We start from the raw sequence: 19,804 nt of genomic DNA on the forward strand, positions 1-19,804 counted from the left end.
GGGTGTGCCGAAGTCGCCTCGACTATTATTTCCCCATGCCGCCGACCTCCTCTTCACGCCCCGATGCTTACGGAGCAGAGCGGGTACTGATTTTGTCAGCCGGGGTGGGATCGGGTCATAACAGCGCGGCGGCGGCAGTGCGCCAAGCCTGTGCCACACGCACCGATATCGTTGAAGTGGAGGTGCTCGACGTGTTACAGATAAGCAGCGCTCTCTACCGCGACGTGCTGGCGAAAGGCTACTTTGTACTCGCGAAGGGTTTGCCCTGGCTCCTCGAGTGGGCTTACGACGTCAGCGACGCACCGTTTTGGCGCCGCGGACCGATCGACCCGTGGACGCAGGCAAACTCTCTTCCCGTGATCCGCGCGATCAAACGCTTCCAGCCAACCGCGATCGTGAGCACCCACTTTCTTCCGGCCCAACTGATGGCAACACTGCTGATGCGTGGCGTGATCGATGCCAAGACAGCGGTTGTCACGACTGATTATGATCCCCAAGGCCTGTGGATGACCAGCGCGTTTCACTCTTTCAATGTGGCTCGAGAGGAAGGAAGGGTAGAACTGACAGCGCTCGGCTTACCGCCAGACCGCATCGCAGCCACCGGCATCCCGATTGCAACGCACCCGGATGTCGCGCCCGACCGTATCGCCCACGACACCCCCAATATCTTGATTTCCGCTGGCGCAGCGGGCGGAGATTATGCCATCGCCGCAGTGCGGCAGACACTTCATCTGCGCTCTCCGTTCACGGCCACGGTCGTGTGCGGGCACAACGACGAGACTCGCACGAGCATCGAGCAACTAGTAGGGGCTGACGATCGCTACCGTGTGCTGGGGTTTACGACAGAGATGCCATCATTGCTGCAGAGCGCTGACCTCTTCGTCGGAAAACCGGGCGGATTAACAGCGTCCGAATGCATGGCGGCAGGTTTGCCCATGGTGCTGGTGAACCCCATCCCGGGCCAAGAAGTTCGCAACGGTGACTACCTGATGGAACAGGGTGCTGCTGTTCGTTGCAACGACGTCACCACCCTCGGCTGGAAGATCGACCAGATCTTGCGCGAACCTGATCGCCTCCAGCGGATGCAAGCTGCAGCGAAGAGCACCGGCCGACCGGATGCCGCGGCAGACGTTCTCACTGGCCTGCTTGATGGCCCGGCCCGGCCGATCGTCGTGACTCGCGCTGCTCAAAAATCTATTCTTGCCGCCAGCGAACGACAAATGGTGGCGAGCGATCTCAGGGGAGCGTCCGCCCTAGTTCGACTGACTGATCTCACAGACAACAGCACGGTGGCACTCCTGAAAGCAGATGAGCTGGAAGACCTGCAGAAGCGGTACGCGTCTTCTGGTGGAGACCTAGTGCTGAGACCCGACAAGACGCTCGCCTCAGTGCGCTGGGAGGGCCGCCGACTCATTCGGGCAGTGCTCCGCAACGACGATGCGCTGCGTGTTCGCATCGACGCCCTTCCGCAGGGGCAGGCACAGTCGCGGGCGTAATCGCAGCCGCAGTCGCAAGCCGCAATCTGTAATCCACTAGGCTGCAGCGGGCCGCAACGGCACTGCTCCGGTCCACTGCGAGGGGCTGTGTTGAGCAGCGATCAGCGCCCAATCGCCCGCTCGCGGGTGCCACTGCCGGGTGCTCGGATCACGCTGAAACGTCGGCCTCGCATCCAACGCAATCTGCACGGTCGTGCTCGCCCCGCGCTGCACAGTCACTTTCTGAAAACCCACTAGCTGGGCTACGGGATGCCCGGCCGACAGATCGGCGGCGTAGAGCTGCACGACAGAAGAACCGTCGCGATCGCCCGTATTGGTCACGAGAACGCGAGCGGTGCCGCCCACGTCAGCAAACGTGTGGTCCAGTAGCTCGTGGGTCATCGTCGTGTAGCCCAACCCGAAACCGAATGGGAACGCGGGAGCAAAGCCCTGGCCATCAAGGTGTCGCTGGCCCCACTTATCGTCGTAGACAACCGCCTTTGCTGTGCTGTCGAACGGCGGCAAATGTGCCGCATCGCTCGGTATAACAAACGGCAAGCGCCCTCCGGGTTCGGTGTCTCCCGTGAGCACGCTCGCGAGAGCATGCCCGCCCTCCATGCCGCCGTACCAGGCGAGGACAAGCGCAGGAACGCGATCCCGCCACTCGTCGGTCAGGATCGCGCTGCCACCGATCAGCACCACAACGGTGCGCGGATTCGCTGCGGTAACGGCACGGATGAGACTCACATCGGAAGGACGAAGTTCGAGCGAGCTCCGATCGCCGCCACGCACGAAGCGTGCCGCCACGTGCGCAAGCCCAATCAAGAGGTGGCGAGACAATCCGGAGTTGAACGCGCGGCCCAATATCCCGACGTCGACTCCCCCTGTAACGACCGACTCACCCTCGTCGTGCTGGTCGAGGCCCACGACAACGACAACAGATTCTGCCTGCGCCGCGAGCTCGGCAGCAGCGCTCTCGTTCTTGCCTGTGTCAGTCGTGATCTGCGCCTCCGGGAACGCTTCGCGCAATCCTTGCAGCGGCGAAACGGTGGATGGTGGCCGAACGCGAGAGGAGCCATGATCGCCGAGATTCGGTTCGTCAGCGAGGCGGCCGATGACGGCAAGCCGCCGCGTGCCGGAAGACAAGGGAAGCAGCGGCGCCTCGCCGACGGCATCGTTCTTGAGCAGCACGATCGACTCTGCAGCGGCTTGGAGGGCAAGGGCTCGATGTGCGGCAGAGGCGATGACGGCCACATTCGGCTCCTGCTGCTCGCGCGTTGCCGCGTGAAGGATGCTGGTCCGCAGAATGCGGTGCGCCGACTGCAGCACGGTCGCACGGTCAAGCTCGCCACGGCGCAGTGCGGCAGGCAGCGCGCGCGCTCGCAACATCCGTAGCGGCATCTCGACGTCCATTCCGGCCTGCAGACTCACAACCGCATCGTGAGTTCCGAACACCCAGTCGCTTGTCACGAACCCGGTAAAACCCCATTCGTCTCGCAGCACATCTGTGAGCAGGGCACGATTGACATCCATATATTCGCCGCGCACTTGGTTATAGGCACTCATCACGGAGTCGGCTCCGGCATCCACCACCGCTTTGAAATGGGGCAAATACACCTCATGCAGCGCGTGGTCGTCGACGGCGACGTCGACCTCGAAACGCTCGTTCTCCATCGAGTTGAGCGCGAAATGTTTCACACACGCCATCGTATGGACCCGAACACCGCGAGTGAGGGCCGAGCCCATCTGCCCGACCAGCACCGGATCTTCGCCGTAACACTCCTGCGCGCGACCCCAAGCGGGATGCCGCAACAAGTTCACACACACCGAAGCAGAGTAGTTGGCGCCCCGCGCGCGGGTCTCGGCACCGATCACCACCCCGACTCGCTCCTCCAGAGCCGGATCCCAGGTTGCTGCTCGCGCCATCGTCACCGGGAACGCTGTAGCGGCACCGATCACGACACCACGAGCACCGTCGCTGAAGCGGATGCCCGGGATGCCGAGCCGCGACACCGCACCGGCCACGAAGGGTCGTCGCCCGAGAAGTGCGGGGATGAAGGGCAGGAGGCGTCGCGGAGAGTCTCCGTCGAGCAAACCGAGGAGTTCTTTGTCGGTTAGCAGGCCAATGAGTTGGTCTGAGGCGGCATCCGCATCGATCTCACCTACGCGAACAGCGTGCACCGCGTCGTCGAATGCGTGAACTGAGGCTTTCATCGCGACCGGCACGGCGTGGTCACTGATCGCCCCACCACCGACGCTCGGCACGATGCCGTTCGCATTCTCCATGATTCGAAGTCTGCACCCTCTAGCTGTGCTCTCGCAAAATCTGAGTGGCATAGTCAGCCGCGCAGACTAGGCTTCTGACGTGGAAGACACTTACGAACTCGAACTCCGTAGCGTTCCTTTCGAGCACGCTGACTCGGTGATGCTGCGTTCTGCGCAACGAGCTGAGCTCACGGCTCGCTACGGAACAGAAGACAGCGAGCCAGGCATCAAGCCCAACTCGGACTCGGTTGTCGTCTTCTTGATCGCCTACGTTGATGGTGTTCCGGCCGGCTGTGGCGGGCTCCGCGAGCTCGATAACGGCAATTTCGAAGTGAAGCGGATGTACGTCACTCCCGCTCAGCGTGGCACCGGTATCGCGATCGCTGTGCTCAAGGGGCTCGAGGAGTGGGCTCGCGCTCAGTCGGCCGCTGAACTCGTTCTCGAGACGGGAACCGCGCAGCCTGACGCCATGCGTTTTTATGAGCGCGAGGGCTACACCCGCGTCGAGAACTTCGATGCCTACGTGGGCGAGCCGCTCAGCGTCTGTTACTCAAAGGCGCTCTAGCTCGCCGAATACGGAACGTCGATCGCCGGGCTACGCGCGCGTCGCGCTCTAAGCTTATTCAGTGCTCGCTCTCGTTGCTCTCTCCGTTGCGGTCGGAGCACTCTCACAACGAATAACAGGAATGGGCTTTGCCCTTGTCGCATCGCCCCTTGTGGTGATCCTGCTTGGTCCTTTTGATGGCGTGCTCGTCGTCAACCTGTGTGGCGTCGTTTCTTCGCTACTGATTATCCCGCGAGTGTGGCGACACATTGAGTGGCGCACGCTGGCGTGGCTTGCGATCCCCGCATTGGTCGCGATCGTTCCTGGTTCGCTCTTGGTGACGCGTCTTCCCGGCGCTGTCATGCAGCTTGGTGTTGGGGTGCTGGTGATTGTTGCCCTCACGGCGACTTTGCTCATCAGGCGCGCGGAACATGTTGTTCCGGCGCGGCCAGCAGCAATTGTGGCGGGAGCGGCATCCGGATTCATGAACACTGCTGCGGGCGTTGGCGGTCCAGCGCTCAGTATCTATGCGGTGATTATGCGGTGGCCGCAAGTGAACTTTGCCGCGACACTACAGCCCTATTTTGTGATTGTTGGCACGGCGTCGCTTGCGACTAAAGCCGTTTTCTCTGGCGGACAACTTCCTGACTTGGACGCTGTGAGCTGGATCATCATCGTGGGTGCATTGCTGGTAGGGCTCGCCCTGGGCGAAGTACTCAACCGCCATGTGAGCCACGGAGTCGCGCGGACCGCAGTCATCATCGTCGCCTACGTTGGCGGCACGGTTGCTGTAATCGATGGGGCCCTCGGCCTCGCATCCTAGCCAGAGCACACCACTCGAACGGCGATTCGCGCTCGGCATCACGCCGTGGGTGCAGCCCTAACGAACGGATGCCCGGCCCCCAACTTTCGGGGACCGGGCATCCGGAGTTCGGCAGTTCGCTAGCGCGAGCAGCTCTACTTCTTGCTAAGCGGTGCTAGTTGGCTGGACCAACTCCGACGGGGTCGGCTTCTTCGTTGGGTGTGTCGCCATTGCCGGGAACGGTCTTGCGGAGCGTGGCGCCGAGTTCGGCATCCACGCTGCCCCAGTACCAGTAGAAACGCTCGAGGATTTCGGGAACGGTGATGCCGCGGCCCTGGCCGGTGAGGGTTTCAATGAAGCGAGCCTTCGACTCTGCGGAGAAGACATCGCGGTAGAGCGTGCCTGCCTGGCCGAAGTCGTCATCTTCAGAGTGCAGGGTTTGCGCACTGCGCATGAGTTCGCCGTCGCTTGCCCAGCCGCCTTCGCCGGCAAGCTCGGGCTGAGCTGCTGGACCACCGAAGGAGTTGGGCGTGTAGGTGCGATCGGCGGCATCACCGATCTTGTAGTTCATGGCGCCTTCGTGCTGGTAGTTGCGCGATTCGGAGGCGTGCGGCTGGTTGACGGGGAGCTGGTTGTAGTTGGCTCCGATGCGGTTGCGCTGGGCATCCGGGTAGGAGAACACACGCGCCATCAGCATCTTGTCTGGGCTGATGTCGGTGCCGGGAACCATATTCGACGGCGAGAACGCTGACTGTTCGATCTGCGCGAAGAAGCTTTCCGGGTTGCGGTTGAGCGTGAAGTGGCCGACCGGAATCAGCGGGTAGTCCTTGTGCGACCAGGTCTTGGTCATGTCGAACGGGTTGAAGCGGTAGGTCTTTGCTTCTTCGTAGGGCATGATCTGAACGGAAACGTCCCAGGTGGGGTAGTCGCCGTTGGCGATGGAGTCGAAGAGGTCGCGACGGTAGTAGTCGGCGTCCTCACCAGCGATGCGCTCGGCATCCGCGGCTTCCATCAGTTCGACGCCCTGGCGCGAGTGGAAGTGGTACTGCACCCAGAAGCGTTCGCCTTCGGCGTTGATCCACTGGTAGGTGTGCGATCCGTAACCATTGATGTGGCGCCATGACTTGCTGAGGCCACGGTCACCCATGAGGTAGGTGACCTGGTGGGCGCTTTCGGGCGAGAGGGTCCAGAAGTCCCACTGCATGTCGCCGTTGCGCAGGCCGGAGTCGCCCATGCGCTTCTGCGAGTGGATGAAGTCGGGGAACTTCATGGCGTCGCGGAGGAAGAAGATGGGGGTGTTGTTTCCGACGATGTCGTAGTTGCCCTCGGTGCTGTAGAAACGCAGTGCGAATCCACGAACGTCGCGCCAGGTATCTGGGGAACCCTGCTCACCGGCTACGGACGAGAACCGCAGAATGGTTTCGCTTGTTGCGCCCTTCTGGAAGACGGCAGCTTTGGTGTACTTCGATACGTCTTCGGTGACGACGAATTCTCCAAATGCTCCACCACCCTTGGCGTGGGGGTTGCGCTCCGGCACACGCTCACGGTTGAACGAGGCAAGCTTCTCGACCAGAAAGCGGTCGTGAAGTGCGGTTACGCCATCGGGACCCGTGGTGAGCGAATGTTCGTCGCTCGCAATGGGTGCGCCGGCCTGGGTTGTCGTGGGTTCAGTCACGATGTCTCCTTTGTGTGGGTGGGATTATTCAGCACGTTCTGGCAATCGGGGCAGACGCCCCAGAAGTTCACTTCGGCGGTGTGCACGGCGAAGCCGCCCGCGTCGGAGGGAGCGAGGCACGGCGCGTGGCCAACAACACAGTCCACGTCGCGCACAGCGCTGCATTCGGTGCACACGATGTGGTGATGGTTGTCGCCGATACGACGCTCATAAAGGGCGGATGACCCTGCCGGTTCGATCTTTCGCAGCAAGCCCGCCGTCGTCAGCGCCGCCAGCACTCCGTACATCGCTTGGAGGGAGGTGCCGGGCACACTCGGAAGCACAGCGCTGAACACCGTGTCGGCATTGGAATGCGGGATATCGGTGAGGGCGCTCAGCACAGCGATGCGGGGCTCAGTCACTTTCAGACCGGCCTCTCGCAGAGTGTCGGCGAGCGCCGCATCCGTCACTGTTTCCATGGTTAAGACGGTATCAGTTGTTTTGAATAATTCAAGACAACTTGCAGTGAATTTTTACCCCAGTCGCCTCAACACGCCCCAACGGATGCCGTTGCCTCACCGATGCGCGTCGCCGTTCTGCGGCACCGAACTGCACGCACTCCCGTGCCCGCAAAACGATCCCTGAGCGGACGCCCGCGCGCAGCAACGCATCCCCTCCTTCACCCCAAACAAATGATTGCTTATCCGTGCATTTATTGATGCTAGAATAAGCGTGCATTGCGCTATGCACTGTTATCCGTACATCGTAGTTTCGAGCCAGGCAGAGACAAGAGGGACAGGAGCATCAGATGCCCACCATTGGGATCACTAACTTCAAAGACCTCGGCGCGGTCGTGAAGGTCGCGCGCCAAGCACAGGGCATCCGCCAAGAGGACATCGCAGAAACGTTGGGGTTCTCGCGCAACTACTTGCGCGAAATCGAATCCGGCAAACCGAACCTCTTCGCGTCGAGGCTGTTCCGCACCCTCAATAAGCTCGGCATCCGAGTCACCGTCACGTACGAACTGACGCATCAGGGCTCAGAATTCGACGAGGACCAGAGCGAGTCCGGAGCACGCGATGGCGAGTGAACTCGCAGTATTTCTTCATGAACAGCGCATCGGAACGCTAACGCGGGCCGCACGAGGGTCTGCCGAGCAGGTCCAACTCACGTGGGCTGCGGACTACCAGCCAGGCGCAGTGCGTTTAACCGAAAGCTTCACCACCGTCCCCGGCGCTCGAACCGACGTGAACCTTGTGTCAAGGTTCCTCGGAGGTTACGGGCCCGAGGGCAACCAGCGCGAAGCGATGACTTCGGAGCGCGGGATACTTCCGAACGATCTTTTCGGCATCCTTCGCGAATTCGGTGGATCGATCGCCGGTGCCCTGACCTTTCTCCCGGCCGGAGACAAGCCCGCGAGCTCGCCATACTACGAACCACTGAGCGACGCCGAACTGAACCGGATGCTGAAGAGGGCAGTTGAGGATCACGACCTTGGCCAGCGGGAGGACAGTCGCTCGATGATCCCCGGCTTCCAGCCCAAACTTCTGTTGGCGAACTTCGGAACCGGCTGGCTTCAGCCGCACGGCAGCGCTCATTCCACCCACATCATCAAACCCCAAGTGTCGTCGCGCCCTCATGTGATCGCGGACGAATACTTCAGCCACCAGCTCACCCGCGCCATGGGGCTATCGCGTTTCGAAAGTGAACTCCACACCGTCGGCCGCACCCCCTATCTGGCGATCGAACGCTTTGACCGCTCCGTTCATGGCGAAACTGTCACCCTCGTTCACCAAGAAGACTGCGCGCAGGCCCTCGGGCTCGACTGGGTAAACGCGAGCTCAAAGTTTCAAGACAAGAACTGGCCCTCGAACCCGCAACGCCCCAGTGCGGCGAGGATCGCTGAAGCTGCGGCAAGCTTAAACGGAGAGAACCCGCTCTCGGAGTGGTTGCGCCAGCTCACCTACCGGGTGCTCGTTGGCGACAACGATGGCCACGCAAAGAACACCGGAATCCTTCACCTCCCCGGCGAAGATACCCTCACCCAGCTCTACGACTCGGTGCCCAACCTCTACCAGGACGGCCGTATCGACTGGACCATGGCCTTAGCGATCGACGGGCAATTTGACCACCGCCGCATCAGCGCCGAAAGGCTCATCAACGAAGCCACAGGTTGGGGAGTCATGACGCCGAGATCAATCGAAAAAACGGTGACAGAAACCTTCGCGGCGTTCAGCTCAGCACTCAACAGCACTCGGCCACCCGCAGGCATTTCGCCCGGCCTTCTCGACGGCATGGAATGGAACCTCAGCCGCCTGATCGCTGGGGATGAGATCAGCGAACCACGGCGCTGAGGGTCGCCCTCATCGCCGCATTTGTGGTGACGTCAAAGCGGATGCCGACTGGGCACGATCAGCTGAGGCAAAGGAGTGAGGTCCAGTCGTCCATCCGCTCGCGGAGGGTGCTCTCAGTGAGGTCGCTGTATCCGACACCGAGATAGTTCGGGGCCCAGGTTTCAACACGAGAGGCCGATCGCGCGGCAGCCACCAGATCCCAAGCATGGCTATCGGGAAGAGGGTGCCCCGATTCGCGCTCGTATTCCGCGAGAAAATGATCTGCTGCATCGCTGGACCCGAGGAGCACGAGGTCGAGGCGGCACCATGACACATCCAAGCCGCGTGGGGCGCTGCGAGCGCCCGACCAATCGACGACACCGGTGAGCGTGTCACCCTCCCACATGGCGTTTCCGCACCAGAAATCGTAGTGAGTGAGAACGTGGTCGGCCAGATCAAGTTGCTTCCACGCTCTGCGTCCGAGCGCCTCTATCGTGCTGTCACCGCGCGGGGTTTCCCAGGACAGGGTTCGAAGGCCGACACTGTCGAGTTGGTGAATCTGCGCCAACACGGCCGCCATTTGCTCGGCAACCCTGCGCAGCGGCAAGTCGGGTGAGGGCGGTCCGCCAGCGACCACCGAAGTGACAATGAACGAACATTCGCCGAACTGCCCCGTAGCGACGAGCCGCGGCACGCGATCGCACAGAGCGGCGACCCGGTCGAGGATCCGTGGCTCGTGCCCGACCGCATCGTCCAATGGCGGAAACACTCTGACGACGTACTCAGTGGTCGAGTCCGCGACCACAAGCGTCTTCGCGTGCTGTCCGCCAGCCAGCGGGCGCACGAGCGTGACCGTGCGCCGCAACGTTTCCGACGCCGCCGCGATAATGCCATCCGTCTCCAGAGCCGTCACATTACTCATACTCGCATGCGTGGAGGGTCGCTAGAAATGCGGCCAAGCCCATCCTTCGCGATCCCTCCGATGGCTGGACCGCGCGGCCCGCTGCAACGTCATCCTCAACGCCACCGGGTGCACCATCCAGAACCCCGGCAGCCGATAATATCGGAGGATGACCGGACCTGAGGGCGCGTGGGGAGCGGTACTCGAAACGATGTCGTGGGTCGGGCTCGTTCCCGGGATCCCGCTGCTCGTTTTTGGCTGGATCATGGCGATGCGGGCATGCAAATGGGTCAAGATAAATGCCGAGGTTTTCGAAGCCGGTGGCTTTCAGGGCTTTCGCTGGTGCGATGGCGATGGCAGGCAGTACTCGATCCTTCACGAGCCGTCAGAAGTTCCGATCATGGATGTCGGCGCCGAAGTCGCTCTGTACTACGACCAGTGCCATCCCGCTCGCTGGCGTCTTGCGCCGCCGCGTCGCACGAACAGTGCCCTGCTCATCGGCTCGATCCTCACAGGAATCGGCGTCCTGAGCATCGTTGCGGGGTTCATTCTGATGGCGTTCTGACGCGCTGAAGTGCGCCCGCGCACCTAGGTAGACTTGAGGCGGCCGGCGTGAGCGCCCCGGCATCCATAATCTTCTGGGAGAAGCCCCTCGTGACTGACGTCTCAACCAATTCCCGCCAGCATGTTGCCGACACGGTATCGAATGCCGCCGCAACTCCCGAGAAAGAGCAGCCCTATGGCGCTCTCGGTTTGAAAGACGACGAGTACGCGAAGATTCGCGAAATTCTGGGCCGCCGCCCCACCAGCGGTGAGCTTGCCATGTACTCCGTGATGTGGAGCGAGCACTGCTCCTACAAGTCTTCCAAGAACTACCTTCGCCAGTTCGGCAAGAAGGTCAGCGAAAACATGACCAAGAATCTCATGGTCGGCATGGGCGAAAACGCGGGCGTTATCGACGTCGGTGAGGGCTGGGCTGTCACCTTCAAGATCGAAAGCCACAACCACCCCAGCTACATCGAACCCTTTCAAGGTGCAGCAACCGGTGTTGGCGGAATCGTTCGCGACATCATCTCCATGGGTGCTCGCCCCGTTGCCGTTATGGATGCGCTCCGCTTCGGCGCCATCGACAACCCAGACACCGCTCGCGTTGCCAAAGGTGTCGTCTCGGGCATCAGCTTCTACGGCAACTGCCTCGGCCTGCCCAACATCGGCGGCGAAACCTACTTCGACTCCGTCTACCAGGCCAACCCGCTCGTCAACGCACTAGCCGTTGGAGTGCTGCGCCACGAAGACCTGCACCTCGCAAACGCTCGCGGCGTTGGCAACAAGGTTGTGCTGTTCGGTGCCCGCACCGGTGGCGATGGCATCGGCGGAGCATCCATCCTCGCTTCCGATTCCTTCTCAGAAGGCGGCCCCACCAAGCGCCCAGCCGTTCAGGTCGGCGACCCCTTCGCCGAGAAGGTACTCATCGAGTGCTGCCTCGAGCTCTTCCAAGGTGACCTTGTTGAAGGCATCCAAGACCTCGGCGCTGCCGGCATCAGCTGTGCAACGAGCGAGCTCGCCTCGAACGGTGACGGTGGAATGTTCATCGAACTCGAGAAGGTACTGCTGCGCGACCCCACCCTCACGGCAGAAGAAATTCTGATGTCCGAAAGCCAAGAGCGCATGATGGCAATCGTGAAGCCGGAGAAGCTCGAAGGCTTCCTCAAGGTCGTTGAGAAGTGGGATGTCGAAACCAGCGTGCTCGGAGAAGTCACCGACACCGGCCGCCTCATCATCAACTGGCACGACGAAGAAATCGTGAACGTCGAGCCTCGCACCGTCGCCATCGATGGCCCCGTCTACGACCGTCCCGTCGCCTACCCGAAGTGGATCGACAAGCTTCAGGCCGACAGCGCATCCGGCCTCGCCCGCCCCAAGGATGGCATCGAGTTGCGCGACCAGATGCTGCAGTTGCTCGCGAGCCCCAACCTGGCCGACAAGAGTTGGATCACCAACCAGTACGACCGCTACGTCCTCGGCAACACTGCCCTGAGCTTCCCAGACGACGCCGGCATGGTGCGCATCGACGAAGAGAGCGGCCTCGGCTTCTCTGTCGCGACCGACGCCAATGGTCGCTTCTGCCAGCTCGACCCCTACGCCGGAGCCCAAATTGCTCTCGCCGAAGCGTTCCGCAACGTTGCCGCCACCGGCGCCAACCCCGTTGCCGTCAGCGACTGCCTCAACTTCGGTAGCCCCGAGAACCCCGAAGTGATGTGGCAGTTCAGCCGCGCTGTTGAAGGTCTCGCCGATGGTTGCCTCGAGATGGAAATCCCCGTCACCGGCGGAAACGTCTCCTTCTACAACCAGACCGGCGATGTGCCCATCCACCCCACCCCCGTGGTTGCGGTGCTCGGCCTGATCCGTGACGTTGCCGAGCGCATCCCGAGCGGCTGGCAAGACGAAGGCAACAACATCTACCTCCTCGGCACCACCAAGCTCGAACTCGACGGATCAGCGTGGGCCGGCACCATCCACAACCACCTCGGTGGCCTGCCGCCCAAGGTCGACCTCGCCGCCGAGCGTCGCCTCGCCGACCTCATCAAGGCTGGCAACGAACAAAACATCATCGCCAGCGCCCACGACCTTGCCGATGGTGGGCTTGCCCAAACACTCGCCGAATCCGTCATGCGCTTCGGCGTCGGCGCCCGCGTCTGGTTGGGCGAACTGCTCGAACGCGACGGAATCGACGCCGCCACCGCACTCTTCAGTGAATCAACCGGTCGCATGATCGTCTCCATCCCCCGCGAAGACGACGTGAAATTCCGCGGACTCTGCGAAGGCCGCAACTACCCCGCCGTGCGCATCGGAGTAACGGATGCCGCGGCACCCGCCCTCGAAGTGCAAGACAAATTCACGCTCACCCTCGAAGAGCTGCTCACCGCCCACCGCGGAACCCTCGTGGAGGCATTCGGCGCCTAATCGGCGTCGCCGCCACAAGCCTCGGCGACTCGTCGCACCAGCAAGATAGATCAAGCAGCACTACGCGATGGCGGCTGCTCTCGGCACAGAGTCGATGAGCAGCCGAGTGTACTCATGCTGCGGGTTAGTGAGCAGATCGGCAGTCGCAGCCGTTTCGACGACCTCCCCTTCACGCATCACCACGCTTCGCTCGCACACCGCGCGAACGACAGCAAGGTCATGGCTGATGAATAAAAGCGTCAGCCCACGCTCGCGTCGAATCTCGGAGATAACGTCCAACACTTGCGCTTGAACCGACACGTCAAGGGCACTTGTAGCCTCATCCATCACCAACAGGCTCGGCTCAATGGCCAGAGCGCGCGCAATCGCCACGCGTTGCCGTTGACCGCCCGAGAGCGTGCGCGGCAGCGCCTCAGCTTGCGTGCTGGCGAGTCCAACATTGTCGAGCAGCGTCAACGCTCGAGAGCAAATTTCCGGCCGACGAAGCTCAGGATGATGCAGCCGCAACGCATCCTCGACTGCCTCGCCTGCCGTCATCCTCGGGTCAAGCGAGAGGTACGGATCTTGAAACACCATCTGCACTTTGCGCGCCCGGTCGAGTCTGTCTGCGCGCCGCCGTGGTCGGCCATGCCGTTCTTGGTCATCGATGATGACCCTGCCAGAGTCGGGCAGTTCTAGCCCAACGATCATGCGGGCCAGGGTCGACTTTCCCGACCCCGATTCGCCCACGATGCCCAGCGCCTCACCCGCCGCAATCTCCAGAGTCACGTTGGCGAGCGCGCGCACGACCTCGCGACCGCGCCCCGGATACGTTTTGACGAGGTCACGCACCTGCAACACAGGCTGCTGCACAAGCTCAACTGAGACGCGTGGTTCGTCCCCGGTGATTTCGATCGTCGGGGTCGCCGCCACAAGGCGTCGGGTGTAGGAAGTGGCGGGATGCCGAAAGATCTGGCGCGCAGACCCCTCCTCCTCCACCCGGCCGTCACGCATGACGTAAACACGTTCGCACAGCGACGCCGCCAAATTCAGGTCGTGAGTGATGAAGAGCATCCCCATCGAACGTGCTTGTCGTTGCTCGATGAGAACCTGCAAAATCTGAGACTGCGTTGTCACATCCAATGCCGTCGTTGGTTCGTCACACACCAACAGTCGCGGCGAGCCCGCGAGCGCACCGGCAATCATTACCCGCTGCAGCATGCCCCCAGAGAGTTCGTGAGGATACTGCCGCAGATGATCTTCCGGTCGCGGCATCTGCACGGCAGCGAGCATCTCAATGGCGCGTTCCCACGCACGCCCGGCCGACCATCCCTCGCCAAGCCGAAGCGCTTCGGTGAGGTGATCGCCGATGGTGCGCATCGGATTGATGCTGGCGCGCGGATCCTGAAAAACCATTGCCGCAGTCGAGCGCCGCAAACCCAAGAGTTCCTTCGAGCTCATCGTTGGTACGTTGTGCCCGTCGACGAGAACCGTGCCAGTAACGACGGAACGGGCGGGAAGCAGACCGAGTATCGACTGTGCGGTCAGAGACTTTCCGGAGCCGGATTCACCAACCAGCGCGACAGATTCCCCCTCGTTCACGGAGAGATCGATGTCGTGCAGCAGCCGCTCGCCTCCCGGGAGATCGAGAGTTAGGCCAGAAATATCAAGCAACGTCACTTGGGTGTCCCTCCACCAATTCGGTCGGAGACTTCTTCGCCGATCACATTAACCGCCACAACCACGATGACGACGGCCACTGCCGGAATGACGGCAGGCAAGAAGTAACCTCCGACGATTCCGGCTTGCGATTCGTTGATCATGGCTCCCCAGTCTGCAGTGGGCGCTTGCACCCCGAGCCCTAAGAAGGAGAGCCCCGCCAGCTCGGCGAGAACATAGCCAAAGTTCAAGGTTGATTGAGCGCCGACAGTCGGTGCGACGTTGGGCAGTACCCGACGTAGCGCGATCCAGCCGCCCGCGAATCCCTGCACCCGGTAGGCCGCGACATAGGGTCGCGCCCGTTCCGAGGCAACGAGAGAACGGGTAAGGCGGGCAACGAACGGGGCGTAGGCAATGCTCATAGCAATCACCGGCGCGACCAAACCTTTACCAAACAGCGCAACCGCCATGATTGCGATCAGCAAGGCGGGGAAGGCCAAAAGAACATCGAGCAAGCGCCCGATCACCGCGTCAAGCCAACCTCCGCGCCAGCCAGCAACAAGCCCGAGTACAACCCCGAGCAATGTTGACGCGATCACCACGACAAGAGGGGCGAGCAGTGCTGTTCGCGCACCGTAGACCATTCGGCTCAGGGTGTCGCGGCCGAGCGCATCTGCTCCGAGCCAGTGCGCCCAACTAGGGTTCGCGTAGATCGCGGTGAAGTCGATGTGGTCGGGATCGTAGGGTGCGACGAGCGGCGCGCAGATTGCGGCAAGTGAGATCGCTGCGAGAACGATGATGCTGATCATCCAACTCGCGTTCACGCGTCGGCGTCGGCTTGACTGCAAAACCCTGATCGCGAGTGTCGGTGTTGGTCGGCTCATCGTCCTGCCTCCCCTGCTGCTGCTCGCGGGTCGATGATGGGTTCAAGCAAATCGACGATCGCGTTAGTGACGACGAACGAGGTGACGACCAAAAGCACGATTGCTTGAACGACGGGAAAATCTAGGCGGTTCACTGATTGCACCAGCAGGGAGCCAACGCCCGCGATGCCGAATGCCGACTCGACGATGGAAGTCGCCACGAGCAGTCCGGCAATCAGCATTCCACCCACGGTGAAGATTGGGCCGAGCGCATTACGAAACACATGACGCCGGATGACCGTAAGTCGACCTAGGCCACGGCTGGTGGCGACGTGCACGTGCTCGCGATTGAGTTGCTCCACCATCGACATTCGAGTGACCTTGCCAATCAACACCGTGAACGCAATCGCCATCGCGATGGACGGCAACGTGAGGTGGTAGATGGTGTCGAGAAACCCCTCACCCGAACCAAAGGCGGGAAACCAGCGCAACTGAACTGCAAAAACAGCGATCAGCACAATCGAGCCAACGAAGGGTGGGACGGCACCGAACGCGGTGAGGACGGTGAGGATCAATCTGTCTGCGAATCGACCACGGTTCAAGGCAGCGACCGTGCCGGCGATCACCCCCACAACAACGATGATGACGGCGGACATAATGACGAGGCCCGCGGTGACCGGCAGTCGATCACCGATCACCGTAGTCACGGCATCCCTGAACTGCAGCGAGCGCCCGAAGTCACCGTGGAACAGGCCTCCGATCCACCGAAAATATTGTTCCCACGGCGGGAGGTCTAAACCGAACTGTTCGATGACCGCCGCCTTCGCCTCCGGTGATGGCTTGCGACCTCGCAAGAGAAAATTCACAGGATCCCCCGGCACCAGAAACCGCGAGAAGAACACCAGGGCAGAGGCAAGCACGAGGGTCAGTACGAGCGACCCCAACTTGCCTCCGACCCGGCGGATGGTCATGTTATCGCTTGCCAATCGTCGCCGCCCAGGGGTAGTAGAGCATTGCGACCGACGGCGCGACACCGGTGATGCGCTCCCCCAGATAGACCGTCATGGGAACTTCATAGAGCGGGAGCCAGGGCAGTTGCTCACTGGCTATTTGCTGCAACCGAGCTGAGATTTCGGCGCTTTCTTGGGCATCCTGGGCGGCTACGCCCTCATCCACGAGCGCATCGTACTGAGGGTCAGTCCAGTTGCCGTAGTTGCTGAATTGCCCGGTCTGCAGGACCCCATACATTTCGAGCGGATTGGGGGTCGAGAGATACCAGGAGGTCAGGAACAGATCGACGCCCTCCCGGGCACTCGGGTCGGCGAACAGCGTCGTATACGCATCCGGGGTCATCGTTTCAATTGTCGCTTTGAGCCCGATTGACTTTGCGGCGGCCGCGGTCGCTTGGGCAACAATGTTGAACTCGGCTCCCATCGGCGCGGTGCGGATCACGATGGTCTCTCCAGCGACACCGGCATCCTCGATGAGTTTCTTCGCAGCATCGACGTCGTAGGGGTACTCCTCAAGACCCGCGAATGTCGAATCACGTGTTTCCGCGCTAGCCTCTCCCCAGACAGATTCGGTCGTCAACGCGTTCGTCAATTGCGCGTAACCCTGCAACCCGGCATCCACCACACCTTGACGATCGATCGCCATGAGGAGTGCTTTGCGCACGTTCACGTCGCCGAGCACGCCCTCCATGTTGCTGACGATCAGGCTGGCTACCGAACTGTTCAGCCCGAAGTAGAGATCACCTGAAGATGCCTGCAACTTCTCGATCGCCTCGGACGGCACGAACCAGCCGCCGTCAACCTGACCAGAGGTAAGGGCGTTAACTCGAGCGTTGGGGTCGGCCATGAACAGCATCGTGACCTCCTTAGCCTTCGCCATCAGCTCGGGATTCCAGTACTGGTCGTAGCGGGTGAGTGTGATCGATTCGCCCGACTTCCACGAGCTCACCTCGAACGGGCCGGTGCAGTTAACCAGTGCCGTCGAATTGCCGTACTCCCGGCCGGCATCCGCGAGCGTCTGGGCTGACTCGACAACTCCGGCAGCACCGCTCATCCCCTGGTTGAACAGAGAGTCAGGCTTCGTCAGCGTGACAGTGACCTGCATGGGGCCGGTCTCGTCAATCGATGCGACGTTCTGGTAGACGGAGTACCACGACGACCCGATCTCAGGGTTAATGTGGCGCTGCATCGAAGCAACGGCATCCGCTGCAGTGACGGGTGAACCATCGTGGAAGGTGATGCCCGAACGAAGCTCGTACACCCATGTCACGGGGTCTGGGTTAGAAAAAGATTCAGCCAACGATGGCGAGATACTAAAATCGGGGTTGAGTCGCAGCAAGGATTCGCACACGTTGGAGAGCACTTGATTGTCGGGGTAGTCGAACGCGTAGGCATTATCGAGCGAGTACGGTTCGGCGTAGGTAACCCACGTGAAGGAATCGATGTCTCCGGAGGGCGCGGGAGTTTGAGCGGTCAGCTCATAGGTGACCGGCCCCTCTGACCTTGGGCCCGTTCCGGGGGCCGTGCACGAAGTCAACGCCAAGGCGGAGACAAGTGCGATCGCGGGAACAAGGGAATGCTGTGTTCGGGTTCGGGTTTGTGTTCGTGACATTGCGTGCTCCTCAATTGGATGCTGTGGGTCAGTTGCGGACGTAAACGGGCTTGCCGTCGATCCAGGTCGAGACGACGGTGCTCGAATGGATTTCGTTGCTTGGCACAGTGAAAGGATCGGGTTCAATGACGACGAGGTCGGCGCGATAGCCTGGCGCGATAAAGCCGGTGTCGTGGTCACGATGGTTCACGTACGCCGAACCGGAGGTGTACGCCGCGAAGGCCGTCTCGAGGTCGAGGCACTGCTGCTCTCCGCCGAGGGGAAGTTCATTCATTTCTGGCGCGATGCGATTTACCGCGATATGGATGGCCGCAATCGGGTCTGGGCTTGATACGGGCCAGTCGCTTCCGGCGGCTAGCTTTGCATCGAGACGGTGCAGATCACCGAATGGGTACTGCCGTGCCGCCAAGTCTTCCTGCAAGAACGGCAGGGTCAACTCGTCGAGTTGTGCCTCATGGCAGGCCCACAGCGGTTGTAGGTTGGCAATCGCATCCAGCGGGGCAAAACGTGCTGCATCGTCCTCGGAGACAACCTGCAGATGCGCGAGGTGGTGACGGCCATCGGAGACCCCGTTGGTGACGCGTGCCGCCGCGAGCGCATCAAGAGCTTCTTTCACCGCGCGATCTCCGAGCGCATGGAAGTGCAGCTGGAAGCCCTCGCTATCGAGCTCGGTCACATACTCAATCAATCGTTGCGGGTTGATGAAAGAGAGCCCGGAATTGTCAGTGGCATGCCCATGACTATCGAGGTACGGATTCTTCATTGCTGCGGTGAAATTCTCCGCGACACCATCGACCATGATTTTTACGGTGCCGAGCTGCAATCGATCGCTGCCCAGCGCCTCGACTTCAGCACGACGCTGCACCATGCCCGGGATCTGCTCGGCACCACCGGTTCGCTCCCACCACTGCGCGCCCACAACATGGGCAAGCAGCGTTCCCTCAGCGATGGCCCGGCGATAGGCGGGCAAGTTGCTGGGGAGGGTCGCGACGCTGTCGCCGATCATGGCATCCTGCCAGCCGGTAATACCCAGTTTCAGAAGCTCTTCTTGGGCCCGCAACAACCCTGCATACGCGAGGTCTGCTCCGACGCCGGGCTGCGCGTTGGCGAAGAGATCACCGGCGCCTTCATGGAAGGTTCCAGCGGGAGATCCGTCGGCCTCGCGTTCCATTCGACCGTCAATGGGATCGGGGGTGGATGCATCGATACCAGCGGCACGAATGGCGGCAGAGCTTGCCCAAACGCTGTGGTGATCACGGCTGCTCAGCAGCACCGGACGGTCACCAATGATGTCATCCAGTAGCTGGCGCCCGGGAGCACCACCGGGGAAGTGGTCCATTGACCAGCCTCCGCCGCTGATCCAGCCTTCGGGATTCTCAGCGGCATACGTCGCGATCATTGCGAGGGCGTCTACTGCATCTACTGCCTCTGTCAGCGAACACAGCAGCAGCTCCACCCCACCGCCGACCGGATGGATGTGCGCATCCTGGAATCCGGGAGCTAGGAGACCGCCGTGCAGATCAATGATCTGTGTCGCGTCGCTGCGATGGAGGTCGATCGACTCCGCCGGCACGATGTCGATGATGAACCCATCGGCGATCACCACCGCGTGGTCAATCAGTGGTTGTCCAGTGCCCGTGAAGACCTGGCCGCCAATAAAGATCACGTCTGCTTGCGCCACCGTGTACATCCCTTCGTCGTCGAACGGTTGTGGCGATGTTAGGGCGAACGCAACGCCGTTGT

16 protein-coding genes are annotated in these 19,804 nt (G+C 61.5%); 7 read left to right on the forward strand and 9 right to left on the reverse strand.

The genetic code is table 11. From position 1 onward, the window contains the following. The first annotated feature begins 35 nt into the window (after positions 1 to 35). Positions 36 to 1,496: an MGDG synthase family glycosyltransferase gene (locus AC061P_RS12980; RefSeq protein WP_449647661.1), complete on the forward strand. Its 1,461-nt coding sequence runs from the start codon at positions 36 to 38 to the stop codon at positions 1,494 to 1,496. A 36-nt stretch (positions 1,497 to 1,532) separates the two neighbouring features. Here AC061P_RS12980 and AC061P_RS12985 read toward each other — a convergent pair whose 3' ends face one another. Beyond that, positions 1,533 to 3,761, reverse strand: a complete 2,229-nt coding sequence (locus tag AC061P_RS12985; RefSeq protein ID WP_480391388.1) for a beta-glucosidase family protein — start codon at positions 3,759 to 3,761, stop codon at positions 1,533 to 1,535. 79 nt (positions 3,762 to 3,840) lie between these two features. Here AC061P_RS12985 and AC061P_RS12990 point away from each other — a divergent pair, with 79 nt between their 5' ends. Further along, a complete protein-coding gene (locus AC061P_RS12990; protein ID WP_449647663.1) occupies positions 3,841 to 4,305 on the forward strand; it encodes a GNAT family N-acetyltransferase in 465 nt (154 codons plus the stop codon). A 61-nt stretch (positions 4,306 to 4,366) separates the two neighbouring features. Beyond that, a complete protein-coding gene (locus AC061P_RS12995) occupies positions 4,367 to 5,107 on the forward strand; it encodes a TSUP family transporter (RefSeq protein WP_480391389.1) in 741 nt (246 codons plus the stop codon). A 154-nt stretch (positions 5,108 to 5,261) separates the two neighbouring features. Here AC061P_RS12995 and AC061P_RS13000 read toward each other — a convergent pair whose 3' ends face one another. Both AC061P_RS13000 and AC061P_RS13005 read right to left on the reverse strand, forming a co-directional pair. Next, complete coding sequence (locus AC061P_RS13000) at positions 5,262 to 6,761, reverse strand: catalase (RefSeq protein WP_480391390.1); 1,500 nt, start codon at positions 6,759 to 6,761, stop codon at positions 5,262 to 5,264. Further along, on the reverse strand, positions 6,758 to 7,219 hold the full coding sequence (locus AC061P_RS13005; RefSeq protein ID WP_449647666.1) for a Fur family transcriptional regulator: 462 nt from the start codon (positions 7,217 to 7,219) through the stop codon (positions 6,758 to 6,760). Before AC061P_RS13005 ends, AC061P_RS13000 begins: the two co-directional genes overlap by 4 nt. A 329-nt stretch (positions 7,220 to 7,548) precedes the next feature. On the opposite strand from AC061P_RS13005, the gene AC061P_RS13010 reads away from it, so the two are divergent. Then, entirely contained in the window at positions 7,549 to 7,830 is a 282-nt protein-coding gene (locus AC061P_RS13010) for a helix-turn-helix domain-containing protein (RefSeq protein WP_480391391.1), read from the forward strand. Continuing rightward, on the forward strand, positions 7,820 to 9,094 hold the full coding sequence (locus AC061P_RS13015) for a type II toxin-antitoxin system HipA family toxin (protein WP_480391392.1): 1,275 nt from the start codon (positions 7,820 to 7,822) through the stop codon (positions 9,092 to 9,094). Before AC061P_RS13010 ends, AC061P_RS13015 begins: the two co-directional genes overlap by 11 nt. Before the next feature lie 58 nt (positions 9,095 to 9,152). On the opposite strand, the gene AC061P_RS13020 is transcribed toward AC061P_RS13015, so the two are convergent. Then, complete coding sequence (locus AC061P_RS13020; protein ID WP_449647669.1) at positions 9,153 to 9,995, reverse strand: phosphotransferase family protein; 843 nt, start codon at positions 9,993 to 9,995, stop codon at positions 9,153 to 9,155. 148 nt (positions 9,996 to 10,143) lie between these two features. Between AC061P_RS13020 and AC061P_RS13025 the strand changes: the two genes are divergently transcribed. Both AC061P_RS13025 and purL read left to right on the forward strand, forming a co-directional pair. Then, on the forward strand, positions 10,144 to 10,539 hold the full coding sequence (locus tag AC061P_RS13025; protein ID WP_480391393.1) for a hypothetical protein: 396 nt from the start codon (positions 10,144 to 10,146) through the stop codon (positions 10,537 to 10,539). Between the two features lie 89 nt (positions 10,540 to 10,628). Then, on the forward strand, positions 10,629 to 12,938 hold the full coding sequence (purL, locus tag AC061P_RS13030) for a phosphoribosylformylglycinamidine synthase subunit PurL (RefSeq protein ID WP_480392182.1): 2,310 nt from the start codon (positions 10,629 to 10,631) through the stop codon (positions 12,936 to 12,938). Positions 12,939 to 12,998: 60 nt separating this feature from the next. Here purL and AC061P_RS13035 read toward each other — a convergent pair whose 3' ends face one another. From AC061P_RS13035 to AC061P_RS13055, 5 genes are read right to left on the reverse strand one after another with little or no spacing between them, the layout of a single operon-like run. Continuing rightward, entirely contained in the window at positions 12,999 to 14,597 is a 1,599-nt protein-coding gene (locus AC061P_RS13035; RefSeq protein WP_480391394.1) for a dipeptide ABC transporter ATP-binding protein, read from the reverse strand. Continuing rightward, positions 14,594 to 15,460, reverse strand: coding sequence for an ABC transporter permease (locus AC061P_RS13040; protein WP_480391395.1), 867 nt, complete (start codon positions 15,458 to 15,460; stop codon positions 14,594 to 14,596). The genes AC061P_RS13035 and AC061P_RS13040 overlap by 4 nt, the downstream gene beginning before the upstream one ends. Beyond that, entirely contained in the window at positions 15,457 to 16,410 is a 954-nt protein-coding gene (locus AC061P_RS13045) for an ABC transporter permease (RefSeq protein ID WP_480391396.1), read from the reverse strand. The genes AC061P_RS13040 and AC061P_RS13045 overlap by 4 nt, the downstream gene beginning before the upstream one ends. A 1-nt stretch (position 16,411) precedes the next feature. After that, positions 16,412 to 18,061, reverse strand: coding sequence for an ABC transporter substrate-binding protein (locus AC061P_RS13050; protein ID WP_480391397.1), 1,650 nt, complete (start codon positions 18,059 to 18,061; stop codon positions 16,412 to 16,414). A gap of 28 nt (positions 18,062 to 18,089) precedes the next feature. Beyond that, positions 18,090 to 19,751 (reverse strand): amidohydrolase, encoded by a 1,662-nt coding sequence (locus AC061P_RS13055; RefSeq protein ID WP_480391398.1) that lies wholly within the window; start codon positions 19,749 to 19,751, stop codon positions 18,090 to 18,092. Positions 19,752 to 19,804 lie beyond the last annotated feature (53 nt).

This window comes from Rhodoglobus sp. G.S.4, assembly GCF_056619605.1.

Coding starts and splice junctions, on each gene's coding strand:
- AC061P_RS12980 (WP_449647661.1), top strand. CDS start 36: ATGCCGCCGACCTCCTCTTCACGCCCCGATGCTTACGGAGCAGAGCGG.
- AC061P_RS12985 (WP_480391388.1), bottom strand. CDS start 3,761: ATGGAGAATGCGAACGGCATCGTGCCGAGCGTCGGTGGTGGGGCGATC.
- AC061P_RS13005 (WP_449647666.1), bottom strand. CDS start 7,219: ATGGAAACAGTGACGGATGCGGCGCTCGCCGACACTCTGCGAGAGGCC.
- AC061P_RS13010 (WP_480391391.1), top strand. CDS start 7,549: ATGCCCACCATTGGGATCACTAACTTCAAAGACCTCGGCGCGGTCGTG.
- AC061P_RS13015 (WP_480391392.1), top strand. CDS start 7,820: ATGGCGAGTGAACTCGCAGTATTTCTTCATGAACAGCGCATCGGAACG.
- AC061P_RS13020 (WP_449647669.1), bottom strand. CDS start 9,995: ATGAGTAATGTGACGGCTCTGGAGACGGATGGCATTATCGCGGCGGCG.
- AC061P_RS13025 (WP_480391393.1), top strand. CDS start 10,144: ATGACCGGACCTGAGGGCGCGTGGGGAGCGGTACTCGAAACGATGTCG.
- AC061P_RS13040 (WP_480391395.1), bottom strand. CDS start 15,460: ATGAGCCGACCAACACCGACACTCGCGATCAGGGTTTTGCAGTCAAGC.
- AC061P_RS13045 (WP_480391396.1), bottom strand. CDS start 16,410: ATGACCATCCGCCGGGTCGGAGGCAAGTTGGGGTCGCTCGTACTGACC.
- AC061P_RS13050 (WP_480391397.1), bottom strand. CDS start 18,061: ATGTCACGAACACAAACCCGAACCCGAACACAGCATTCCCTTGTTCCC.
- AC061P_RS13055 (WP_480391398.1), bottom strand. CDS start 19,751: ATGTACACGGTGGCGCAAGCAGACGTGATCTTTATTGGCGGCCAGGTC.